This is a genomic window from Nocardioides alpinus, assembly GCF_900112035.1.
GTDB classification, from domain to species: Bacteria; Actinomycetota; Actinomycetes; order Propionibacteriales; family Nocardioidaceae; genus Nocardioides; species Nocardioides alpinus.
In genome coordinates this window covers 73,393-94,337 of sequence record NZ_FOKC01000007.1, presented here as the reverse complement: position 1 = coordinate 94,337, position 20,945 = coordinate 73,393, and the positions used below count along the sequence as shown (strand labels likewise).

Genomic DNA, 20,945 nt, shown 5'->3' with positions numbered 1-20,945 from the left:
GGATCACGCGACGAACTGCCTTCATGGTGGTCACTCGTCGCGGGAGGCGACGCTGGCTAGGCTCGGTGACGTGCCTGACCTGAGCTCCGTCCCCACCGCCCCCCTGCTCGCCGCCGGACTCGTCGGCGGCTTCGCGCTCGCCCAGCAGACCGGCGTACGTCCTCTCGGCGGAGCTGCCATGCTCGGCGCCAACGTGGTGGCGGCGCGCCAGTGGTACGCCGTCGGCGGGGCGCCTCTGGCGGTCGGGCTGTCGGCGGTCTACTGGGCCGCGATGGGTGTCTCGCACCCGCTCGCCAAGAAGGTCGGGACGTGGCCCTCGGTCCTCGGCGTCACCGCCGTCGCGGCCGGCGCAGCCTGGGTGCTGGCCGACCGCCGACGCTGATCCGCTGGTTCAGCCGACGGGCTGGAGAGGGTGGATCGCGACCTCACCGCTGAGCGCACCCTCTGCGGCCGCGAACGCAGCCGCCACGTGCGGCATGCCCATGTGGGCGTCGAGCGCTGCGGAGTCCGTCCAGCGCTCCACCGTCACGAACGTGCCCGGAGCGCTGCCCGACTCGAACAGGTCGTAGGCCAGGCAGCCGTCCTCGGCGCGGGTCGCCTCCGCCAGGGTCGTCAGCGCCTCCCGGACGGCATCGGCGGCCTCGGGCTTGGTGGGGATGGTGGCAACGACCTGGAGCTCAGTCATGGAGGGTCCTCTGGGTGGGTGGGGACCCAGTGTGCGACGACGTGACCCGGCTGGGAAGAGGCTCGCCTCCCACCGCGGCGGATCAGCCCTCGGGCAGGTCCGCGAAGGCCTGCTTCATGTCGCGGTACCAGCCGAGCGACTTCTTCGGGTGCCGCCAGCGGCTCTTCATCTCGTCGCGCGCCGGCTGGTGGGCCGCGTCGCCGGCCTTCTCCGCCTGCTTGAGGTGCTGGTCCTGCGCGTTGATCACGTCGTCGTGCGTCTCGCCCCGGTGCGCGAGGTCGCAGGGGCCGCCGAGCTGGCGACAGGTCATCGTCTTCATGGGTTCTCCTCCGTAGGGGTTCTGCTGGTCTGACGTCTGGCGGGGTGCCGGTGTGACCGCGGGACGTGAAGCACCAGGTGCAGCATCCCGGCACCGGGGCCGCCGTGTGGTGACACGGGGTGTGTCACCACGCAACGCACCTGACCGTGGGACCTGGCTGGTGGTGTGTCACTTCGGCTCCCCGCCGGAGCGGCGTACGACCCGGGCGAGGACCGCGGGCTCGGCCCGGAAGGTGATGGCGGTGACGCGACCGTCGTCGACGGCGAAGTCGAAGACCACCTTGGCCTCGCCCCGCAGGAACCACGCCGACGCGGGACGGTCCCCGACGAAGACGGCCAGGGCCGAGTGGGCGCTGCCGTTGAAGAAGGCGGCGACCTCGTCGCGGCCCTCGATCGCGGCCGGGGTGCCGGCCAGGATCGCCGCCTCGTCCGCACCGACGACGGCGTCGGGGGCGAGCAGCTGGAGCAGGCGCTCGAAGTCGCCCTCCCGGGCGGCCGCCATGAAGGCGTCCACCACCTCCCAGTCGGCCAGCGCGTCCTCGGGCGCCGGCTGGGCGACCTTGGCGCGGGCACGCGAGGCCAGCTTGCGGGCCGCGGCCGGGGTGGTGTCGAGCACTGCGGCGATCGTGGCGAACTCGAAGGCGAAGCTGTCGTGCAGCACAAAGGCGACCCGCTCGCGCGGTGACAACCGGTCGATCACCGCCTGCAGCGCGATGCCGACCGTGTCGGCCAGCGCGACGTCGTCGGCCGGGTCCGGGGCGGTCTCCGCGAGCTCGATGTCCTCGACCGGCACCGGCGTACGTGCCCGCAGGCGGTCCAGGCACAGCCGCGTGGTCACGGTGGTGAGCCAGGCCGCGAGGTTGTCGATCCCACCGGCGCCGTCCGGGCTGCCATCGCGGGACGCCGCGCGGTCGAGCCGCAGCCACGCCTGCTGGACGACGTCCTCGGCCTCGGCGTGGTCGCCGAGCACCCGGCTCGCGATGCCGAGCAGTCGCGGCCGCTCGGCCTCGAACATCTCCGTCTGGTCCATGCGCCCACCCTCTCCACGGTCATTGTTCCCACTCTCCCGACGTGCGGGCGACCGCATCTGTGACCGACCGGGCTGGGAGGCGTCCCGCACACTGGAGGAATGGACGGCCCCTGGCGCCGCGGCGCGACAGCACTGGCGACCCTGCCCCTCCTCGCTGCCTGCTCGGGCACGGAGACCGCAGGACCCACTCCGACCTCCGAGACACCCGCCCCGTCGAGCAGCGCGAGCACCCCGACCGAGGAGCCCACGGCGTCGGAGGAGCCCACCGAGCAGCCGACCGAGGAGCCGACCGAGGACCCGCCGAACCCGATCTCCGTCGCGGCCCTCGCCGCGGCCGACCTCACCGGCGGCGACCTCCGCCTCGGCGCGGTCCGCGAGCGCACGCCCGATTACACGTCGTACGACGTCACGTTCGCCTCGACCACGGCCGGCAAGGGCACGGCACCGCTGCGGATCAGTGGCGTCCTCAACGTGCCGACCGGTCGCGCACCCGGAGGTGACCAAGGATGGCCGGCGGTCGTGCTGGCGCACGGCTACATCGACCCGGCCTACTACGTCCGGGGGCAGGGCATGACCCGCGAGCGCGGGTTCCTGGCCCAGCGCGGCTTCGTCGCGCTGCACGTCGACTACCGCAACCACGCCGAGTCGACCGACGACCCGCGCGTCCAGCAGGCCGTCCGGCTCGGCTACTCCGCCGACGTCGCGGCCGCGGTCCACGCGCTGCGGGACTCCCGCGACGTACGCGTCGACCCCGACCGCGTCGCCCTCTTCGGGCGGTCGATGGGCGGCGGCGTGATGCTCAAGGCACTCGCCGCCGAGCCCGGACTGTTCGCCGCCGGGGTCGGCTGGGCGTCGGTCTCCAGCCTGGAGGCGGAGAACTTCGACCAGTTCCAGCGCCCGGACGCGCCCCTGGCGGAGCTGAAGGCCGACTTCCGTGGACGGCACGGCCTGCCGGGCGAGGACCCCGAGTTCTGGCGCGGTGTCTCCTCACGGCCCGCCTTCGGCGACATCACCGAGCCGGTGCTCCTGGTCCACGGGCGCTTCGACGACACCTGCCCGCCGCCGTGGGCCCGCGCGACGCAGCGGGCGCTGACGCAGGCGGGCGTCGACTCCACCCTGGAGTGGTACGACGACGCCCACGCGTTCGGGCCGGCGTTCATCGCGGCGATGGACCGCACGGTGGCCTTCCTGCGCGCGCGCATGCCCGAGGGAGCGGCTGGGTGACCGGGCACGTCCCACCACCATGCGCAGCACACTTCTCGGGTCTGTCGCGGCGGCCGTCCTCGTCCTGTCCGTCTCCGGGTGCGGCGGGGGGTCCGACATGAGCGCCACCGACCCGAGCTCGTCCACCGAGCCGACCGCGGAGCCGTCCACCGAGCCGACCACGGAGCCGTCCACCGGCACCACCACGCCTCCGAGCGAGGGCCTCCAGAAGGTCCGCGTCGTCGGCCAGGTCGTCGAGGACGGCGACTGTGTGGTGGTCAGGGACGACAACGACATCACCTGGACCATCGCCGGCGAGCTCGCGGCCGAGCTCGTGAGGCACGACCGGGTGCAGGTCACCGGCGCCCCCGACCTGAGGGCCACCGGCTGCGGCGGCCCGGTCGTGACCGCCACCTCGGTGCGGGTCCTGCCGCCCGTGGAGTGAGACACCACAGCGGGGCCGGGAGCCCGGAGGCCCCCGACCCCGCTGGTCGGTTCAGTCGTTCAGGTGCTCAATGGCGCTGATCAGCGCACGCGGATCCGCATGCTGGTGTCGTTCTGCGAGACCACCCGGATCCTGACGCCCACTCCGGCCGTCTTCACGCCGACGCGGGGCAGGCCCGCGGCGACGAACGGCTGGAAATAGCGGTTGGGGTTGCTGTCGTCGAACGTCGGGACCGCGTCGCGGCCACGGATGTAGCTGCGTCGCCCTGCGGCCGTCAGGTAGAAGGAGTCCGACTTCTGCAGACCGAACGGCGCGTCGTAGGTCTGGATGCGTCCACGCCACGCCTGGCCCTGCAGGTTGTAGTGCGCCTGCGGGTTGGCGTCGATCGGCAGCACCAGGCCACCACCGGGGTGCTGGCTGGTGTTGTTGTCGCTGTAGGACGAGTCCCAGTAGTTCACCAGGAGGCCGTCCTGGTAGGGGAACTTCTCCACGAAGTCCGGCCGGTCCGCGAAGCTGAAGTTGTAGGGACCGGTGCGGAGGTACTTGTCGTAGGAGACGTAGGCGCGGTAGCTGGCCAGGTAGAACTGGTCGTACGCCGTGTTGTAGCTGGCCCCAACCGAGCGGAACCCGTCGAGCGCCCACCCGTTGGGGGACGTCTCGGCGCCGTCGGCGAAGAGCGCGGTCGTGCTCGTCGCGTTGGTCACCTTGATGTCGTCGACCAGCAGGCCCGACCACCCCAGTGCGGGGTCCTGACCCTGGACGGCACCGTCGGTGGCGTAGCGGGCCCGGAAGCCGATGGTCTGCCCGGCGTAGGCCGAGAGGTCGAAGGTGGCCGCAACGTAGCCGTTGCTGACTCCGTCGATGCCGGTCTCCTTGACCGGGTCGTTGGCGGGGTTGGTGTCACCGTCGGTGTCGGGGTCTAGCGACGTGGTGCTGATCGGCGTCCATGCACCGGTGCCGACAGGGGACTGGACCTCGAAGTAGCCGTAGTCGTAGTCCTCCTCGATGTTCCACGCGGCCTTCAGCGACAGCGTGGTGGTGCCGGCCGGAACTGCGAGGTCGGCGCGGGACATCGAAGCCTGGTAGTCGTCGCCCGAGCCGCTGAACCAGTGCTTGGTGCCCTCGGGCGGCGTCGGCAGGGTGGTCGCGATCTGCTTGTCCGGCAGGACGACGGCCACACCCTGGGCCTTGTTGGTGTTGTACTCGTGGGGGCCGAGGTCGATGGTGCGGTCCTGACCGGCCACCACCGTCTCGTAGTCGAGCCAGCCGAGCTGCAGCTTGTCCCACACGCCGAGGTCGGCGGCGCGGGTGCCGATGCCCTGGTCGCCGGCGTCGGAGACGCGGCTCTGGGCCATCAGGGTCCACCAGCTCACGGGGTTGTCGCCAGAGGCGGCCGTGTCGTAGTGGTCCGGCAGGCCGAGGTCGTGACCGTACTCGTGGGCGACGACGGAGATGCCGCCGTTCTCGGGCTGCACGGTGTAGTCGGCCACCCAGATCCCGGTGTTGCCGATCTGCGTGCCGCCGTCGGGGTTGGCGACGCCGCCGGGAGTCGGGCCCTGGCCGGTGTCCTGGAACGCCTTCCAGCGGTGGCTCCAGATGGCGTCCTCGCCGTAGATCGGGTCACCGTCGGCCTGGTCGCCACCGGCGTGGATGATCTGGAACCGGTCGATGTAGCCGTCGGGCTCGTCGAAGTTGCCGTCACCGTCGAAGTCGTTGCGGTCGCGGATGTCGTACTGCGCCACCGTCGCCTTGATCTGGGCGTCGGTCTGGCCGGCGGCCTTCTGGTCGGCGACCCACTGGGTCATGCCGTCACGCACCAGCTCCCAGGTGTTGGAGCAGACGTTGCCGGTGCACGGGAAGCCGTTGCTGCGGCCGTAGCGCGCCTGGTTGTAGCGGACCCGCGTGACGTCGGTGACCATACCGTCGACGCTGTAGCGACCCGACGACTGGCGCTCGTAGTAGCTCTTGAGGGAGTCGGCGAGCTCGCCGTCACCGAAGTAGAGGTCCTGGTAGTACTGCTTGTCGTAGTCGGCACGCCACTGCGTGGAGTTGTCGTCCGGACCCGGCTGCGGGATCTCGTTGAACCCCGGGCCCTCGTAGGTCACCGGGCCGGGCGTCGCCGCCGAGATGTCCTTGTCCGGGTAGTCGGGGTGGCGCTCGGTGCCGAAGTCGACGAGGAACACGAAGACCTTGTCGGTCCGCTCGTTGCTCAGCTCGACGTACTGGTCCTGCGTGGTCGTCGCGGTCCCGCGGGCGTTGGTGCGTCCGCTCGTCGCGCGCTCCTTGCCCACCTTGAGGACGCTGTTGCCGCTGATGGACTCCGGCGTCGCCTCGCCGCTGAGCACGTCGGCCCAGGCTTCCTGACGGAGCGCTGCCTGCTTCTCCGACGCGGGGTTGGGCAGGACGTGGTCGGAGTTCGCCGAACGCGCCTCGCCGACACTGCGGTTGGTCGCCGACGGTGCGGCGGTGGCGGGGGCCAGGGTCAGTGCCCCGGCTCCTGTGATGAGGGCAAGGGACAGCCCAAGGGTCGTGGATCTCACGAGGTTCTTCCTTTCCGAGAGGCAGGAAGGTGGACATGATCAGCCCAACAGCTCCCTGCGCTCCCGACCCTAGGTCGCGGTCGCAGACCTTGACCAGACCCTGGTGGGGGAAAGATCACACCTGCTCAGGAGGTCTGTTCGGTCTCCAGCCGCTGCGGCGGAGCGGCGGCATAGGCCTGCGAGAGGCGGCGGTAGGGCGCCGAGACGAGCGCGATCATCACCGTCACGAGCATGATCGCGCCCGCGCCGAGGAACACCAGGGCGATGCCCCGGGCCTCGCCGCCGCCGACGAGCCAGCCCCACGTCGAGCGGCCCTCGGCGGAGTCCATGTAGGGGATCAGCCAGAACTCGGCGATCGGTCCGATCAGGAAGGCCGAGAAGGGACTGGCTGCGAGCTCGACGCTCTGCGCGAACCCGAACACGCGGCCCTGGGTGCGGAAGGGGACGACCCGCTGCATGATGGTCTGCTCGGCCGACTCGGCGGCCGGGATGATGCACATGAAGAGGAAGAGGCCCAGGACGTAGAGCCAGGCCCACTCGCGCAGGGTGAAGGTCATCCCGAGCACGGCCACGCCGACGTTGACCAGCAGGAGCGTACGCACCGGGTTGGCGCCGAGGCCGTACTTGGCGACCAGCCCGCCGCCGACGACGAAGCCGATCCCGGTCACACCGAGAACGATCCCCCACGCCTCGACACTGAACAGGGTCAGGCCGTAGGGGTCCATCAGCGCGATGTAGACGCCGCTGACGAGGTTGTTGAAGGTGGAGAACAGGATCAGCGCGACGAGTCCCGGCACCGCCCGGATCGCGACCACCGCACCCCTGACGTCGAAGCGGGAGGCGCCCTCCTCCGGCTCGGGGTCGAGCTCGGGGATGGTGATCGGCACGAGGTGCAGCAACGACGCCCCGGTCAGCGCGATCGCGATCGCCAAGGTCCAGCCCATCCCGAGCAGGCCGACGCTCAGTCCGCTGAAGACGCTGGTGATCATGAAGGCGATGCCCTGGACGGTGCCGACCAGCCCGTTGGCCTTGTCGCGGCCGTCCTCCGGCACGAGCAGGGTCACGGTCGTGGAGAGGGCGATGTTGCGCAGGCTCTCGACCACGCCGCCGACCAGGATGACCGCGGAGAACAGCCAGAACCACGCGCTGCCCCAGTCGGCGAGCCGCTCCTCGCCGAGCAGCAGCCAGACCACCCCGGCCAGCGCGTAGGTCACCCACGTGATCGTCGACGAGGCGAGCATGACCAGCTTCTTGCGGTGGTGGTCGACGAGCGTGCCGAAGAAGGTCCCGAAGACGGCCGTGAAGAGCATGAAGCCGCCGCCGATGATCGCGGTGGCCATCACCGAGCGGGTCTCGAGGTAGGCCCAGAAGGTCAGCGCGAACCAGAGGTAGCTCGACGTCACGTTGGCGACGAGCGTGTTGCCGAGGACGGCGCGGAAGGCGCGCAGCGTCTCCGGACCTCGGCTCACTCCGGGCGGGAGGTGGGCCTCGACCTGCGGGGCCGCGGGGTCCGCCGGGACCGGGTCCAGCTCGTCCATGGGCACCCGACGACTGTAGGACGGAGCTCCGACAGCGCGCTTCCTACTTATGACCCGCCCCGGCGACCGGCGACCAGCCGTCCCAGATGGCCGCGACGTGGCGCGCGTCGGTGCCGCAGCAACCCCCGAGGATCCGCACGCCCGGCAGCGCGTCTGCCAGCGCGCGCGTGCCGGAGGCCAGCTCGGCGAGGTCGCCCTCGTCCAGCTCCTCGGCCTCGTCGAGCTCGGCGTGGGTGAGCCGCGACGAGTTCACCCGCAGCCCGGAGATCCGCGCCGACCACGGTGCGGACGGGTCGAGGCCGGGAGTCACGTGGTCGGGGTGCGCGCAGTTGACGAGGAGGTGGGCCGCACCGGACCCGGTCGCCGTGTCGAGGGACTCGACGGACGCCCCGAGCGCGGTGCCGTCGGGGAGCCGGCCGTCGGTCTCGACGGTGAAGGAGATCGCCACCGGGAGGCCGACGTCCTGGGCGGCGCGCACGATCCCGGTCGCCTCGGCGACCGTCGTCAGCGTGTACGCCGTCGCGAGGTCGGCGCCCGCGTCGGCGAACGCCGCCAGCTGGGGACGGTGGTAGCCGGCGTACCTGTCGGCGTCGAGGTCACCGGCGAGGTAGCCGTCGCCGCGCGGCCCGAGGGCCCCGACGACCAGCGTGTCCCTCACCCCGCTCCCGTCGGCCAGGTCGCGGAGGAAGGCGACCGCGTCGCGGTTGATCCGGGCCAGGCCGTGGGCGTCGTAACCCAGGCGCGCACCCCAGTCGGCGTTGGCCCGCCAGGTCGGCGTCTCGAGCAGGAGTCCGGCGCCGGCCCGCGCCGCCACGTCGGCGTACGCGAGGTAGTAGTCCGCGAGCACCGCCCGCCCGTCGTCCGCGTCGAGGAGCGGGAACGCCGCGAAGTCCGGCAGGTCGAGCCCCCGGTGGAAGATCAGGTCGGTCTCGAGACCGCCGTCGGTGACCCAGCCCGCATCGGTCTCAGGCAGTCGCCAGCCCGTGGACGCACTCATCCCGCCAGTGTGGTCCGTTGCCGGGCCGTGCGCTACGGCCGCGCGAACTGGTCTGCAGCAGCCGTCAGCCTGTCGACGTACGCCGTCCAGTCGAGGTCGGGCAGGTTGGTGGACGCGACCGCGAGCCCGGCGGCTCCGTCGATGCCCTCGCGCAGGATGTCGGCGTGGCCGGCATGGCGGGTGGTGTCGGAGATGACGTGCACGATGATCCGCAGCAGCGACACCTCGCGCCGCTCCTCGGGCCACCACGGCACGGCACCGACCGCGTCGAGCGACAGGTCGGCGATGGTGGCGTCGCTGAAGGCCCAGACCTCCCGGTAGAAGTCGGCGACCTCGGCCGCGGAGACCTCCGCAGGCACCCACCAGTCGGCCTGCGGATCGGTGGCGGCCTCCTCGTCACTGACGAGCAGCGCCGCGTCGGGCGTGGGCCACTCGCGGCCGAAGGTCGGACCGAAGTAGCCGATCTCCACGTTGGCGCAGTGCCGGACGATGCCCAGCAGGTTGGTGCCGGTGGGCGTCCTCGGCAGCCGGAGGTCGCGCTCACCGAGACCGTCGAGCTTCCACAGGAGCGCGTCGCGCGCCTCCTGCAGGTAGTGCTGGAGGGCGGTCGTGGGGTCGAGGAGGTGGTGGTCCATCCGTCGATCATGCCCACCGGACCGGACGGTGGGCGACCGCATTGTCCGTGCGACGTACGGTCACCGCGTGAGTCCTCGCGTCCACTCCATCCACGTCGCCCCGGGTCGTCGCCTGCCCACGAAGTCCGTCACCTCCGTCGAGGCCGAGGCAGGGGTCGGTCTGGTCGGCGATCGCTACCACGGGAGCAGGCACCGGCACGTCACCGTCCAGGCGCTCGACGACCTGGCCGTGGCCGCCGAGGTCCTGGGACGACCGGTCGAACCGGGCCTGACCCGGCGCAACATCACCCTCGACCACGGACCCCTCCCGACCCGCCCCGGCGAGCGGATGACGATCGGCGGCGTCGAGCTGGAGGTCGTGCGCATCGCGGCACCGTGCCGCCTCCTCGACGACGACCTCGGGCCCGGTGCGATGCAGGCGCTGAGGTCCCCGCGCGGCGGCACGGTGTTCCGGCTGCTCGGCTCCGGCACCATCCGGGTCGGCGACGAGGCCGTGACCCCGGACGCCTAGTCCGGGTTCTGCACGAGTCGCAGCAGTGACCCGTCGGGGTCGATGAGCGCGCCGATCCGCATCCCCGAGCCCTCGACCTGCGGCGGGTGCAGCCTCGGCCAGCCGAGGTGCGTCACCGGGATCCCGGCCGCGACGCAGACGTCGTACAACGCATCGACGTCGTCCACTCGCATGCAGGAGCCGGCCGACGTGGTCGCCGGGTCCACCGACGGATCGGGGTAGAACTCCAGCATCAGCCCGCCACGCTGCAGGATCAGCCAGCCGGTGTCGCGGTAGGTCGCGTCGAACCCCAGGGCGGCGTAGAACTGCACCGTCGTGTCGAAGTCGCGCGACGGCAGGTTGGGGGTGGCGTGGTCGACCATCCGCCCACGCTAGTCCCGCACGCGGCGGATCGGTCCCAGCATGGGCGACAGCCCGGACCCTCGTGAGGGCCCGGGCTGCCGGGGTGGATCAGGTGCGGCGTACGGGCTCAGGCCACGTCGTAGCGGTCGTTGTCCATGACCTTGACCCACGCGGCGACGAAGTCGTGCACGAACTTCTCCTCGGCGCCGTCCTGGGCGTAGACCTCCGCGACGGCGCGCAGCTCGGAGTTGGAGGCGAAGACCAGGTCGGCCCTCGTCCCCGTCCACGCGCGACCGCCCGTGCTGGCCTCGAAGCGGTCGTTGGAGCCCGCGGGGGCCCAGACCGTGCCGAGGTCGAGCAGGTGGACGAAGAAGTCGTTCGTCAGCTGGCCCGGGCGCTCGGTGAGCACGCCGTCCGTCGACGCGGCCGCGTTGGCACCCAGCACGCGCAGGCCGCCCACGAGGACCGTCAGCTCCGGAGCGCTGAGGTTGAGGAGGTTGGCCTTGTCGATCAGGAGGTACTCGGCCGGCAGCTTGGCATCGGAGCGCAGGAAGTTGCGGAACCCGTCGGCCTTGGGCTCGAGCCACGCGAACGACTCGACATCGGTCTGCTCCTGGGTGGCGTCGCCGCGACCCGGGGTGAACGGCACCTCGATGCTCGCGCCGGCCGCGGCTGCGGCCTGCTCGACACCGACGTTGCCCGCGAGGACCACGGTGTCGGCGAAGGAGATGTCGTTCGCGTCGGCGATGCCCTCGAGGACGGTGATGACGCCCGCGAGCTGCTGCGGGTCGTTGACCTCCCAGCTGCGCTGGGGCTCGAGGCGGATGCGGCCGCCGTTGGCGCCGCCACGCTTGTCGGAGCCGCGGTAGGACGACGCTGCCGCCCATGCGGTCGAGACGAGCTGGCTCACGGTGAGCCCGGAGTCGGCGATCGACTGCTTGACCGAGGCGATCGTCTCGGTGGACGGCGTGTGTGCCGGGGCCGGGATCGGGTCCTGCCAGAGCAGCTCCTCCGACGGCACCTCGGGACCGAGGTAGCGCGCGACCGGTCCCATGTCGCGGTGCGTCAGCTTGAACCAGGCGCGCGCGAAGGCGTCGGCGAACTCGTCCGGGTTCTCGAGGAAGCGGCGCGAGATCTGCTCGTAGGCCGGGTCCATGCGCAGGGCGAGGTCGGTCGTCAGCATGGTCGGCAGGCGCTTGGCACCGTCCTCGTCGGGCGCGGGGATGATCGCCTCGGCGTCCTTGGCGACCCACTGCGCAGCACCAGCGGGGCTCTGGGAGAGCTCCCACTCGTGCTCGAAGAGGATCTCGAAGAAGCGGTTGCTCCACTGCGTCGGTACGTCGGTCCAGGTGACCTCGAGGCCCGAGGTGATGGCGTCCTTGCCGACACCGGAGCCGTACTTGCTGAGCCAGCCCATGCCGCCGGTCTCGATCGGCGCCGCCTCGGGCTCCGGACCGACGTACGCCTCGGGGTCGGCAGCACCGTGGGTCTTGCCGAAGGTGTGGCCACCGGCGATCAGCGCGACGGTCTCCTCGTCGTTCATCGCCATCCGGCCGAACGTGTCGCGGATGTCGTAGGCCGCGAGCAGCGGGTCGGGGTTGCCCTCCGGGCCCTCGGGGTTGACGTAGATGAGGCCCATCTGGACCGCAGCGAGCGGGTTGTCGAGCTCGCGGTCGCCGGAGTAGCGCTGCGAGCCACCCTTGTCGCCACCGAGCCACTCGGTCTCCGGGCCCCAGTAGACGTCGTCGTCGGGCTCCCAGGCGTCGACGCGACCGCCGGCGAAGCCGAAGGTCTTGAAGCCCATGTCCTCGAGCGCGACGTTGCCGGTGAGGATCATCAGGTCGGCCCACGACAGTGCGTTGCCGTACTTCTTCTTGACCGGCCACAGCAGGCGCCGGGCCTTGTCGAGGTTGCCGTTGTCGGGCCAGGAGTTGAGGGGCGCGAAGCGCTGCTGGCCGGTGCCACCGCCGCCGCGGCCGTCCTGCACGCGGTAGGTGCCGGCGCTGTGCCACGCCATCCGGATCATCAGCGGGCCGTAGTGGCCGTAGTCGGCCGGCCACCAGTCCTGGCTGTCGTGGAGGATCGCGGCGATGTCGGACTTGACGGCGCCCAGGTCGAGCGTCGAGAACGCCTCGGCGTAGTCGAAGTCGGCACCCAGCGGGTTGGTCACGGGCTGGTTCTTGGCCAGGATCTTGAGGTTGAGCCGCTCGGGCCACCACTCGCTGTTGGCGTCACCCTGGGTGGGGTGCTTCATGCCCTCGTGCAGCACCGGGCACTGGCCGGCAGGGGCGTCCTGGTTCATCCCGCCGACCTCGGCGTTGGCCTGGTTGCTGTCGGAGGTGTCGACAGAGGCGGCCGAGTCGTTGGGCAGGTCGTCAGTGGGCATGAGGTGTCCCTTTCAGTTGCTGCTGGAGGCGGATACGGATGCGGTGGAGCAGTCGGAGCAGGTGCCCCAGTAGGTCACTTCGGCCTCGTCGATGACGAAGCCGTGGGTGTCGGAGGCGTCGAGGCAGGGGCGTACGCCGACCGCGCAGTCGACGTCCGCAACGGCGCCGCAGGAACGGCACACGACGTGGTGGTGGTTGTCGCCGACGCGCAGCTCGTAGCGCGCGACCGAGCCGGCGGGCTGGATCCGTCGGACGATGCCCGCCTCGGTGAGCGCACCGAGCACGTCGTAGACGGCCTGGTGGGACACGGTCGCCTCGTCGGCGCGGACCGCGGCGAGGAGGCTGCCGGTGTCGGCGTGCGGCTGGCGGCGTACGGCGCGCAGCACGGCGAGACGGGGCCGCGTGACCCTCAGGTCAGCGCTGCGGAGCAGGTGCTCGAAATCGCTGTCGTCCATCGGTCCCCACCCTGCCCCGCTTTCTTGAACGAGTCAAGTTTTCCGATGTCAGGCGTCGACCCTCCGCGGCGGGAGGCCGGACCACTCGCGGGAGAGGATCGCCCAGACCTCGAGGTCCTGGCGCTCCTCGCGGACGGGGAAGACCTCACGGAGGGTGCCCTCGTGGGTGAACCCGAGGCGCTCGGCGACACGTCGGCTGGCGAGGTTCTCGGGAGCGCAGCGCCACTCGACGCGGTGCAGGCCGCGCTCGGTGAACGCCCAGTCGAGCATGGCCGCGACGGCGCGGGTCACGATCCCGCGACCGCGCGCCGAGGCCGCGAGGAAGACGCCTGCCTCCGCGATCCGGGAGCGGGCATTGATGCTCGGGAAGAGGGTGCCACCGACGAGCTCGTCACCCACCCAGATCCCGTAGAGGCGGCGGCTGCCCTCGCCACGGCCCTTCGTGAATCCGTCGATGAAGCCGCGAGCGCCCTCGACGTCCTCGAAGCCCTCCCACGGCAGCCAGTCGTAGAAGTCGGCGCCGTGTGCGCGGAACAGCCCGGCGAGCTGCTCGGCGTGCCAGGGCTCGAGGTCGGTCAGGCGGACGTCGGCATCGATCTGCAGGCTCAGCACCGCGCCACCCTAGACGGCGCGACCCACCTACCCGAGGGCGAACAGGCCGGGGCCGGCAAGGTCGGCACGCGCCTCCGAGCGGCCGGAGACCGCGAGGAGGAGGGACACCGCAGGACCCGAGACCTCGGGTCCCTCGCCGATGGAGACGTCGGCGTCGGTGGCCCGGAGTCGTACGCCGGCGGCGCGCTCGCGGCCGCCGCCGATCGACGCCGTGGTGCGCACCTGGTGCTCGAGGGCGGGCACCACCGCGGCGAGCGGGTAGTCGTGCGCGATGCCGAGCGGACGGCGTACGTCCTCGCCGTGCACCACCTCCTCGACCAGCCGCACCACGAGCGGCACGAACGGCGGCGCGTCGGTGTTGTCGGCGACCTCGCGCAGCCGCCGCAAGGTGTACGCCGGTCCGTCGCCGAGCTCGCGCGCGGCGTCGGCCTGGTTCATCCGGTCGAAGTCGAAGCGCGCGCGGGCCATCGCGAGGACCAGCCCGGGGATCGTCATGGGTCCCGCGTTGCCGACGAGGTGCGCGGCGACGTCGTGGACCGTCCATCCGTCGCAGAGCGAGGGCGTGCACCACTGCTGGTCGGTCAACCCCTCGAGGTCGGCGATCAGCGCGTGGCGCTCGACGTGGACGAGCGGCCAGACGTCAGTCATGGAGCCCCGCGGCCTCGTGCAGCCACTGCCAGGCACGGGCGCGTACGTCCGGGCCGGGCTTCGTGGTCGGCAGCAGGCTGGTCGGTCGCTCGACCCGGTCGTGCCAGAACCTCCCGGTCGGCGGCGCGGGCTCGACGGCCGCGAGCCAGACGCTGGTGTCGGCGCCCTGCGCGTCGTCGCGCAGGACCGGCCGGGTGATCGCGCGGAACCGGGGCAGCGACTCCTGCACGCCGGGGGTGTCGGCCCAGCCGGGGTGCATGGTCGCGACGGTGATCGCGTCGGCGGCCCAGCGCTCCGCCAGAAGAGGCGCCATCTCGACCTGCCAGCGCTTCGACCGGGCGTACGACGTCGCTGGGGCGTAGTCACCGGTGGCGTAGCCCGGGTCGTCGGCCCGCAGCGGCTGGCCGTACATCCCGCCGCTGCTGACGAACACCACGCGGCCGCCGGAGAGCGGGCCGCGGAGCGCCTCCGTCATGACCACTGGTCCGAGCAGGTGCACGGCCATGCTCAGCTCGAAGCCCTGCGCCGACTCGGTGCGGGTCGGCGGCATCATGCCCGCGTTGTGCACCACGGCGTGGAGGTCGGGGACCTCCTCGGCGAAGTCGGTGGCGAAGCGGCGTACGTCGTCGAGGTCGGAGACGTCGCAGCGCCACAGCCGGAGCGCGACACCGGGCCGCGTGGCCCGGACCTCGTCGGCGACCTTCGCGCCCTTGGCCTCGTCGCGCACCAGCATGTGGACGGCCGCACCGAGGTCGGCGACACCCTTGACGGTGGCGACGCCGAGCCCGGAGCTCGCCCCTGTCACCAGGACGTGCCGCCCGCGGAGCGCGCCGGCCGGCGCGTCGGCAGGCCACCCGGGCAGCACCCGCCGCACGGCCAGGCCGATCGTCGTGTAGCCGAGGACCAACGAGCGGTCCATGACCGTGTCGACGGCGCGGCTGAGCAGCGGGCGCGGCACCCGGATCAGCTCGCGTCGAGGCGGGAGAGCTCGTCCGCGGTCAGCTCGATCTCCGCGGCGGCGGCGGAGTCGGTGATCGAGGTGGGCCGCTTGGCGCCGGGGATCGGGATGACGACCGGCGACTGGGCCAGCTCCCAGGCGAGCGCGACCTGTTGGGCGCTCACCCCGCGGTCGGCGGCGATCTCGGCGAAGGCCGGGTGCTTCTCGGCCAGCTCCTTGGCGTCGCCGAGCCCGCCCAGCGGGCTCCACGGCAGGAAGGCCAGGCCGAGCTCCTCGCACACGTCGATCTCGGGCTTGCTCGAGCGGAACTTCGGGCTGAACTGGTTCTGCACGCTCACCAGGGCGTCACCGAGCACCGCGTGGGCGGCGCGGATCTGGTCGGGGTCGGCGTTGGACAGGCCGACGTGGGCGACCTTGCCGCTGTCGGCGATCTCCTTGAGGGTGCCGATGACCTCGTCGTAGGGAACCTGGGGGTCGGGGCGGTGGTGCTGCCACAGCGAGAGCTGCTCGACGCCGATGCGCTCGAGGCTGGCGTCGACGGCTGCCTTGAGGTGGGCCGCGGACGAGTCGACGTCCCAGTTGCCGCCGTCGGTGCGCACGTGGCCGCCCTTGGTCGCGAGGACCACGCGGTCGCGCACGCCGAGCTCGTCGAGGATCGAGACGATCAGCCGCTCGTTGGCGCCCTGGGCGTGCGCTCCGAGCTCGTCACCGGGGCCGTAGGCGTCGGCGGTGTCGAAGAGCGTGACGCCCGCGTCGAGCGCGGCGGTGACGGTGTCGAGGAGCTGCTGGCGGGGCTGGGTGCCGGTCTGGTCGAAGGTCATCAGGCCGAGGCCGATGGCGCCGACCTGCTGGTTGCCGAGAGTACGAGTCTGCATGCGTTCGACCCTACGACCCGCGCGGTCGTGGGGTGCTCAGGCGCTCAGACCCGCAAGGGCGAGGACGTCGTCGGGGGTGTCGAGGTCGGGCGTGGCGACGAAGACGGTCCGCACCCCCATCCCGGCGAGGCGGGCCCAGCGGTCACGGTGACCGGCGACAGTGGCCGCGTGGGTGCGCGCGGCGTACGTCGCTGCGGCGGTCCGGCCGCGGTGCCGCTCGACCCGCGCCCACACGTCGTCCCGGTCGCGGCCGACGACCGGCAGGTCGAGGACGGTCACGGCGACCTCGCTGCGATCGCGGCCGACGTCGTCGCAGTGGCCGTGGAACACCCCGATCAGGCGTTGGAGCTCGGCCTCGTCGGTGGTCCGGAGGTTGCAGGCGTCGGCGTGCTGCGCGGCGATCCGCAGGGTGCGGCGCTCGCCGGATCCGCCGACGGTGATCGGGATCGGCCCACCGGGCCGCGGGTAGCAGGTGGTCTCCGGCAGCGAGACCCCGTGCCCGTCGTACGCCTTGGTCCCCGCCGACCAGAGCGCCTTCATCGTGACGACGGCGTTCTCGAGGTCGTCGAGCCGCTCGCGCGCCGGCCCGAACGCGATGCCGTACGCCGCGTGCTCCCGCTCCCACCACCCCGCGCCGATGCCGACGAAGGCACGGCCGCCGGTGAGGGCCGACAGCGTGGCAGCGGCCTTGGCCGTGACACCGGCCGGTCGGAACGTGACGGGCGTGCAGAGCGTCCCGAGCTCGAGGTCGGTGCGCAGCGCGGCGACAGCGCCGAGGGTCACCCACGGCTCCGGGATCGGGTCCCAGGCCCGGCCGACCTGCGGGACCTGGATGAGGTGGTCCATCAGCGCGAGGCCCGCGAAGCCGGCCTCGTCCGCGGCCCTGGCCATGTCCGACAGCCACGCCAGCGGGTCCTCGCCCCACGGGACCGCGAGACCTGCAGGACCGATCGCAGGCCCAGGCTCGAGGTGCGGTCGCCGGCCCGCTCGGCGCGCGCCGCGGGCACGGGATCGGCCGGTGCACTCTCGGCACCCACCGGAGCGACGAGGTCCCAGCCCTCGGCGTCCAGGAGCGGACGTACGTCCCGCACCTGGCGCAGCTGCCCGGCCAGGACCGGCGCCGGCACGGGCCGGTCGCGGGCCGCGTTGCGCCGGCGGCACTCCTCGTCCGGGGTGTCGAGCAGGACGACGACTGCCGGTAGCCCCGCCGTACGCGCGGCAGCCAGCCACGACCGTCGTCTCGCGGTGTCGAGCCCGAGCGTGTCGACGACGGTGGTGAGGCCGCGTCCGAGACGCGCGGCGACCACCGTCTCGAGCACGCCGAAGGCGTCGGCCGAGGCGTCGAGGTCGTGCGGCCCGCTGCCCACGACTCCGCGCAGGGCGTCGGAGGAGACGACCTCCTGGTCGCGGAACTCCGCGCCCGCCCACGTCGACTTGCCCGAGCCGGAGGCGCCGACCAGCACCACGAGGGCGGGGTCGGGGAGGCGCACTCCCCCCGTGTGGCGCAGCCCGGCGCCTCCGCGCGGGCGGTGGCCCAGCCTCAGGCGCCCAGGTCGCGCAGCAACGGCACCACGTCGGCGCCGAAGGAGGAGAGGAACTGCTCCTGGGCGTGGCCGGGCGCGTGGAAGACCAGGTGGTCGAAGCCCGCCTCGACGTAGGGGCGTACGGCATCCACGACGCCCTCGGGCGTGGTCTCCACGATCCACCGCGACGCGACCTGCTCGATCGGGAGGCGGTCGGCCGCGGCCGCCATCTCGATCGGGTCGTCGAGGCGGTGCTTCTCCTCGGCGCTCAGCGACAGCGGCGCCCAGAAGCGGGTGTTCTCGAGTGCCTCCTCGTGGGTCGGGGCGTAGGACAGCTTGATCTCGATCATCCGGACGATGTCGTCGGAGGACCGACCGGCCGCCTCCAGCCCCTCCTCGACGGCAGGCAGGAGCCTGTCGGTGTAGAGGTCCATCCCCTTGCCGCTCGTGCAGATGAAGCCGTCGCCGACCCGGCCGGCGTACTTCGCCATCTGCGGCCCGCCGGCGGCGACGTAGATCGGCACGCCACCCTCGGGGCGGTCGTAGATCGTGGCGTCGACGGTGCGGTAGTAGTCGCCCTCGAAGGTGACCCGCTCGCCGTCCCACAGCTCGCGCATGAGGCGTACGGCCTCGCGCATCCGCGCCCACCGCTCCTTGAACTCCGGCCACTCCTGCAGGCCGACCGAGATCTCGTTGAGCGCCTCGCCGCTGCCGATGCCGAGCACGACCCGGCCCGGGTTGAGCAGCGTGAGGGTCGCGAGCTCCTGGGCCAGCACGGCGGGGTTGTAGCGGAAGGTCGGCGTGAGCACGCTCGTGCCCAGCACCACCCGCTCGGTGCGCTCGCCGATCGCGGTCAGGCAGGTCAGCGCGTGCGGGGCGTGGCCACCCTCGTGGCGCCAGGGCTGGAGGTGGTCGCTGACCATCACGCTGTCGAGGCCGACCTCCTCGGCGCGCACCCCGAGCTCGACGAGCTCGCGGGGGCCGAACTGCTCGGCCGAGGCCTTGTAGCCGATGGTGAGCGGCGAGCCGGCGTTCGAGGTGGCGTTCATGAGGAGATGTTGTCCTAACGCTGGGCGTCGGCGGGGGTGCGGAGTCGGTGCCGGGTGGCATCGTGCGGGGGATGAGCGAAGAGCTGCCGCTGCTGGGGTTCGGCCTGCCCGTGTCGGGCAGCTGGGCCACCCCCGGGACGATGATCCACCTCGCCCGTCGGGCCGAGGACCTGGGCTATGCCTCGCTGTGGACGTTCCAGCGGATGTTGCAGCCGCAGCCGGTCGCCGACGGGCCGGGCCCGGCCCACGACGAGGTCGGCAACCCGTCGTCGCGCCCGATCTCCGACCCGTCCTACAGCGCCGTCCACGACGCGATGCTGCCGCTCGCCTTCGTCGCGGGCCACACCCGACGCATCGGGCTGGGCACCGCGACCCTGTGCGCGCCGTTCACCCCGCCGGTCCTGATGGCCAAGGCGATGACGACGCTCGACCACCTCAGCGGGGGCCGGGTGACCGCAGGGCTCGGGATCGGCTGGATGTCGCAGGAGTACGCCGCCGCCGGCGTGCCGATGGCGCGGCGCGGGGCCCGGATGGAGGAGTACCTCCGCTGCCTGAGGGCCGTCTGGACCGAGGACCCGGTCGAGTTCGCGGGCGAGTTCTACACCGTCCCCCGCTCGCACGTCGGTCCCCGGCCGGTGCAGCAGCCCCACCCGCCGGTGCTCGTCGGCGGGGAGGCCGAGCCGGCCCTGCGTCGCGCCGGTCGGTTGGCCGAGGGCTGGATCGGGAGCACCCGCACGGACCTGGCGTCCCTCACCCGCGCCGTCGCCCTGGTGCGTGCCGGGGCCGAGGAGGCCGGGCGCGACCCCGACGCCGTACGGATCCTGGTGCGGATGGTGGTCGACCTGGTCGCCGAGGATCCCGGCCGCGGTCGCCGTCGGGGGAACGGCACGCGGCAGCAGGTCCTCGACGACCTGGCCGACCTGGCGAGCCACGGGGCCACCGAGGTCCTCGTGGACCTCAACTTCTCCCCGCACGTCGGCTCGCCGGACGTGGACGCCGATGCGGCGACGGCGGAGGCGGAGCGTGTGCTGGACGCCCTGGCCCCGTCTCAGCCGCCGCCCCACCTCAGGAGGCCTCCACCTTCGGCATGATGTCGTTCTTCAGGCGCTTGAGGTCGTCGAGCGTCTTGGAGACCGGCACGTCGGCGAAGGGCGGCCAGATCAGCGGCATGTGCATGCCCGCCTCGGCGTAGCTCTTCAGACGGTCGGTGATCTGCTTCTCGGTGCCGACCAGCAGATTGGTCAGCTTGTGGTTGTCGGTCTGGTCGACCTCGGTGTCGGTGATCGTGAACCAGATCATGCTGCACATCTCGACGTCCTCGATGTTGCCGCCGAGCGGCTCGAGCTCGTCGGCGATCGCCTTGCGCCAGTTGGCCAGCTCGGCCGGCGTGTCCTGGATGCCGATCCACCCCTTGAGGCCGTACTTCGAGATCCGGCGCGCCGAGCGGCGTGCGTCCTTGAGGCCACTGAAGTAGATCGGCGGGCCGGGCTTCTGCAACGGCTGGTGGCCGAACCCGGAGGGCTCGAAGTCGGCGAACTCGCCGTGGTACTCGAAGGTCTCGTTGGCCCAGATGCCCTGGCAGATCTCGATCGTCTCGCGCACATGACCGTGGCGGCGGGGGAAGAGGTGGCTGGCGCTGGCGGCCGCGAACTCCTCGGGCATCCACCCCGCGCCGACGCCGACGTTGAGCCGGCCTCCGGAGAGGTGGTCGATGGTGGCGCACTCGGCGGCAAAGACGCCGGGCGAGCGGTAGGGCGTGTCGGTGATGCTCATGCCGATGCGCACCTTGGAGGTGCGGGCTGCGAGCCACGGCAGCAGCGGCCAGCCCTGGAACCACTTGCCCGTGGACGCGACCGGCATCTGTAGCGGGAACTGGTCCATCATCCCGAACGGGTACTGGAGCTCGCCCCTGTCCGACGCCTCCGGGACGATGATCCGGTCGAGGGTCCACACGGAGTCGAAGTCGAGCTCCTCCGCGAGGTCGGTGAGATCGGCCAGCTCCTGGACCGTCACGTGGTTGCGGAAGTTGGGGAGGTACAGGGCGAGCTTCATCTCAACGTCTCCTCGGGAGCGGTCTCGGCCGGCGTCCGGAGCTGGTCCACCCATGTCCCGGTTCGGGCCCTTGTGACGTACCTAACAATCGGGCGCCGATCCTCCGCAAGGGAGCCCGTGCTCATGGTTTGCTCAACGCTCC

General features: G+C 72.0%; 23 protein-coding genes. 5 read left to right on the top strand and 18 right to left on the bottom strand.

Going from position 1 to position 20,945, the window contains the following annotated elements; genetic code table 11:
* The first annotated feature begins 70 nt into the window (after positions 1 to 70).
* Positions 71 to 382, top strand: coding sequence for a hypothetical protein (locus BM127_RS14730; protein ID WP_198554290.1), 312 nt, complete (start codon positions 71 to 73; stop codon positions 380 to 382).
* Between the two features lie 9 nt (positions 383 to 391).
* Here the strand turns inward: BM127_RS14730 and BM127_RS14725 are convergent, their stop codons facing one another.
* From BM127_RS14725 to BM127_RS14715, 3 genes are all read right to left on the bottom strand, one after another.
* Positions 392 to 685, bottom strand: coding sequence for a putative quinol monooxygenase (locus BM127_RS14725; protein WP_091199651.1), 294 nt, complete (start codon positions 683 to 685; stop codon positions 392 to 394).
* Between the two features lie 82 nt (positions 686 to 767).
* The gene (locus BM127_RS14720) at positions 768 to 1,004 is read right to left on the bottom strand and encodes a DUF1059 domain-containing protein (RefSeq protein WP_091199649.1); all 237 of its coding nucleotides are present in this window, start codon (positions 1,002 to 1,004) and stop codon (positions 768 to 770) included.
* 168 nt (positions 1,005 to 1,172) lie between these two features.
* Positions 1,173 to 2,033 (bottom strand): sigma-70 family RNA polymerase sigma factor, encoded by an 861-nt coding sequence (locus tag BM127_RS14715; RefSeq protein WP_091199648.1) that lies wholly within the window; start codon positions 2,031 to 2,033, stop codon positions 1,173 to 1,175.
* 99 nt (positions 2,034 to 2,132) lie between these two features.
* Between BM127_RS14715 and BM127_RS14710 the strand changes: the two genes are divergently transcribed.
* Together BM127_RS14710 and BM127_RS14705 are read left to right on the top strand one after the other, a co-directional pair.
* Entirely contained in the window at positions 2,133 to 3,257 is a 1,125-nt protein-coding gene (locus BM127_RS14710; RefSeq protein WP_091199646.1) for an alpha/beta hydrolase family protein, read from the top strand.
* Between the two features lie 97 nt (positions 3,258 to 3,354).
* Entirely contained in the window at positions 3,355 to 3,681 is a 327-nt protein-coding gene (locus BM127_RS14705; RefSeq protein WP_091199644.1) for a hypothetical protein, read from the top strand.
* Between the two features lie 80 nt (positions 3,682 to 3,761).
* Here BM127_RS14705 and BM127_RS14700 read toward each other — a convergent pair whose 3' ends face one another.
* The 4 genes from BM127_RS14700 to BM127_RS14685 all read right to left on the bottom strand — a co-directional run bounded on the left by BM127_RS14700 (position 3,762) and on the right by BM127_RS14685 (position 9,391).
* A complete protein-coding gene (locus tag BM127_RS14700) occupies positions 3,762 to 6,221 on the bottom strand; it encodes an immune inhibitor A domain-containing protein (RefSeq protein WP_091199642.1) in 2,460 nt (819 codons plus the stop codon).
* Positions 6,222 to 6,346: 125 nt separating this feature from the next.
* Positions 6,347 to 7,759, bottom strand: a complete 1,413-nt coding sequence (locus BM127_RS14695) for an MFS transporter (RefSeq protein WP_091199640.1) — start codon at positions 7,757 to 7,759, stop codon at positions 6,347 to 6,349.
* A gap of 43 nt (positions 7,760 to 7,802) precedes the next feature.
* Positions 7,803 to 8,756: a homocysteine S-methyltransferase family protein gene (locus BM127_RS14690; RefSeq protein WP_091199638.1), complete on the bottom strand. Its 954-nt coding sequence runs from the start codon at positions 8,754 to 8,756 to the stop codon at positions 7,803 to 7,805.
* 32 nt (positions 8,757 to 8,788) lie between these two features.
* Positions 8,789 to 9,391, bottom strand: coding sequence for a DinB family protein (locus tag BM127_RS14685; protein WP_091199636.1), 603 nt, complete (start codon positions 9,389 to 9,391; stop codon positions 8,789 to 8,791).
* A gap of 67 nt (positions 9,392 to 9,458) precedes the next feature.
* Between BM127_RS14685 and BM127_RS14680 the strand changes: the two genes are divergently transcribed.
* Positions 9,459 to 9,902: an MOSC domain-containing protein gene (locus BM127_RS14680; RefSeq protein ID WP_091199891.1), complete on the top strand. Its 444-nt coding sequence runs from the start codon at positions 9,459 to 9,461 to the stop codon at positions 9,900 to 9,902.
* On the opposite strand, the gene BM127_RS14675 is transcribed toward BM127_RS14680, so the two are convergent.
* From BM127_RS14675 to fgd, 10 genes are all read right to left on the bottom strand, one after another.
* Positions 9,899 to 10,264 carry a bleomycin resistance protein gene (locus BM127_RS14675; RefSeq protein WP_091199634.1) on the bottom strand — a complete coding sequence of 122 codons (366 nt, stop codon included), beginning with the start codon at positions 10,262 to 10,264 and terminating at the stop codon, positions 9,899 to 9,901. The two genes, BM127_RS14680 and BM127_RS14675, sit on opposite strands and share 4 nt — an antisense overlap.
* Positions 10,265 to 10,371: 107 nt before the next feature.
* Complete coding sequence (gene katG / locus BM127_RS14670; protein WP_372476677.1) at positions 10,372 to 12,630, bottom strand: catalase/peroxidase HPI; 2,259 nt, start codon at positions 12,628 to 12,630, stop codon at positions 10,372 to 10,374.
* A 12-nt stretch (positions 12,631 to 12,642) separates the two neighbouring features.
* Complete coding sequence (locus tag BM127_RS14665; RefSeq protein WP_091199632.1) at positions 12,643 to 13,086, bottom strand: Fur family transcriptional regulator; 444 nt, start codon at positions 13,084 to 13,086, stop codon at positions 12,643 to 12,645.
* 48 nt (positions 13,087 to 13,134) lie between these two features.
* Positions 13,135 to 13,698, bottom strand: coding sequence for a GNAT family N-acetyltransferase (locus BM127_RS14660; protein ID WP_091199630.1), 564 nt, complete (start codon positions 13,696 to 13,698; stop codon positions 13,135 to 13,137).
* A 27-nt stretch (positions 13,699 to 13,725) separates the two neighbouring features.
* Positions 13,726 to 14,346 carry a maleylpyruvate isomerase family mycothiol-dependent enzyme gene (locus BM127_RS14655; protein ID WP_091199629.1) on the bottom strand — a complete coding sequence of 207 codons (621 nt, stop codon included), beginning with the start codon at positions 14,344 to 14,346 and terminating at the stop codon, positions 13,726 to 13,728.
* Entirely contained in the window at positions 14,339 to 15,304 is a 966-nt protein-coding gene (locus BM127_RS14650; RefSeq protein ID WP_198554291.1) for an SDR family NAD(P)-dependent oxidoreductase, read from the bottom strand. The genes BM127_RS14655 and BM127_RS14650 overlap by 8 nt, the downstream gene beginning before the upstream one ends.
* A 5-nt stretch (positions 15,305 to 15,309) precedes the next feature.
* Entirely contained in the window at positions 15,310 to 16,179 is an 870-nt protein-coding gene (locus BM127_RS14645) for an aldo/keto reductase (RefSeq protein ID WP_091199626.1), read from the bottom strand.
* A 36-nt stretch (positions 16,180 to 16,215) separates the two neighbouring features.
* Positions 16,216 to 17,070 carry an LLM class flavin-dependent oxidoreductase gene (locus tag BM127_RS22590; protein WP_198554292.1) on the bottom strand — a complete coding sequence of 285 codons (855 nt, stop codon included), beginning with the start codon at positions 17,068 to 17,070 and terminating at the stop codon, positions 16,216 to 16,218.
* Complete coding sequence (locus BM127_RS23045) at positions 17,025 to 17,669, bottom strand: AAA family ATPase (RefSeq protein WP_198554293.1); 645 nt, start codon at positions 17,667 to 17,669, stop codon at positions 17,025 to 17,027. Before BM127_RS23045 ends, BM127_RS22590 begins: the two co-directional genes overlap by 46 nt.
* Positions 17,670 to 17,719: 50 nt before the next feature.
* Positions 17,720 to 18,751, bottom strand: a complete 1,032-nt coding sequence (gene fgd, locus BM127_RS14635; protein ID WP_091199624.1) for a glucose-6-phosphate dehydrogenase (coenzyme-F420) — start codon at positions 18,749 to 18,751, stop codon at positions 17,720 to 17,722.
* 71 nt (positions 18,752 to 18,822) lie between these two features.
* Between fgd and BM127_RS14630 the strand changes: the two genes are divergently transcribed.
* Entirely contained in the window at positions 18,823 to 19,842 is a 1,020-nt protein-coding gene (locus tag BM127_RS14630; RefSeq protein ID WP_091199622.1) for a TIGR03619 family F420-dependent LLM class oxidoreductase, read from the top strand.
* Here the strand turns inward: BM127_RS14630 and BM127_RS14625 are convergent.
* Positions 19,817 to 20,803, bottom strand: a complete 987-nt coding sequence (locus BM127_RS14625) for an LLM class flavin-dependent oxidoreductase (protein ID WP_091199620.1) — start codon at positions 20,801 to 20,803, stop codon at positions 19,817 to 19,819. The two genes, BM127_RS14630 and BM127_RS14625, sit on opposite strands and share 26 nt — an antisense overlap.
* Positions 20,804 to 20,945: the final 142 nt, after the last annotated feature.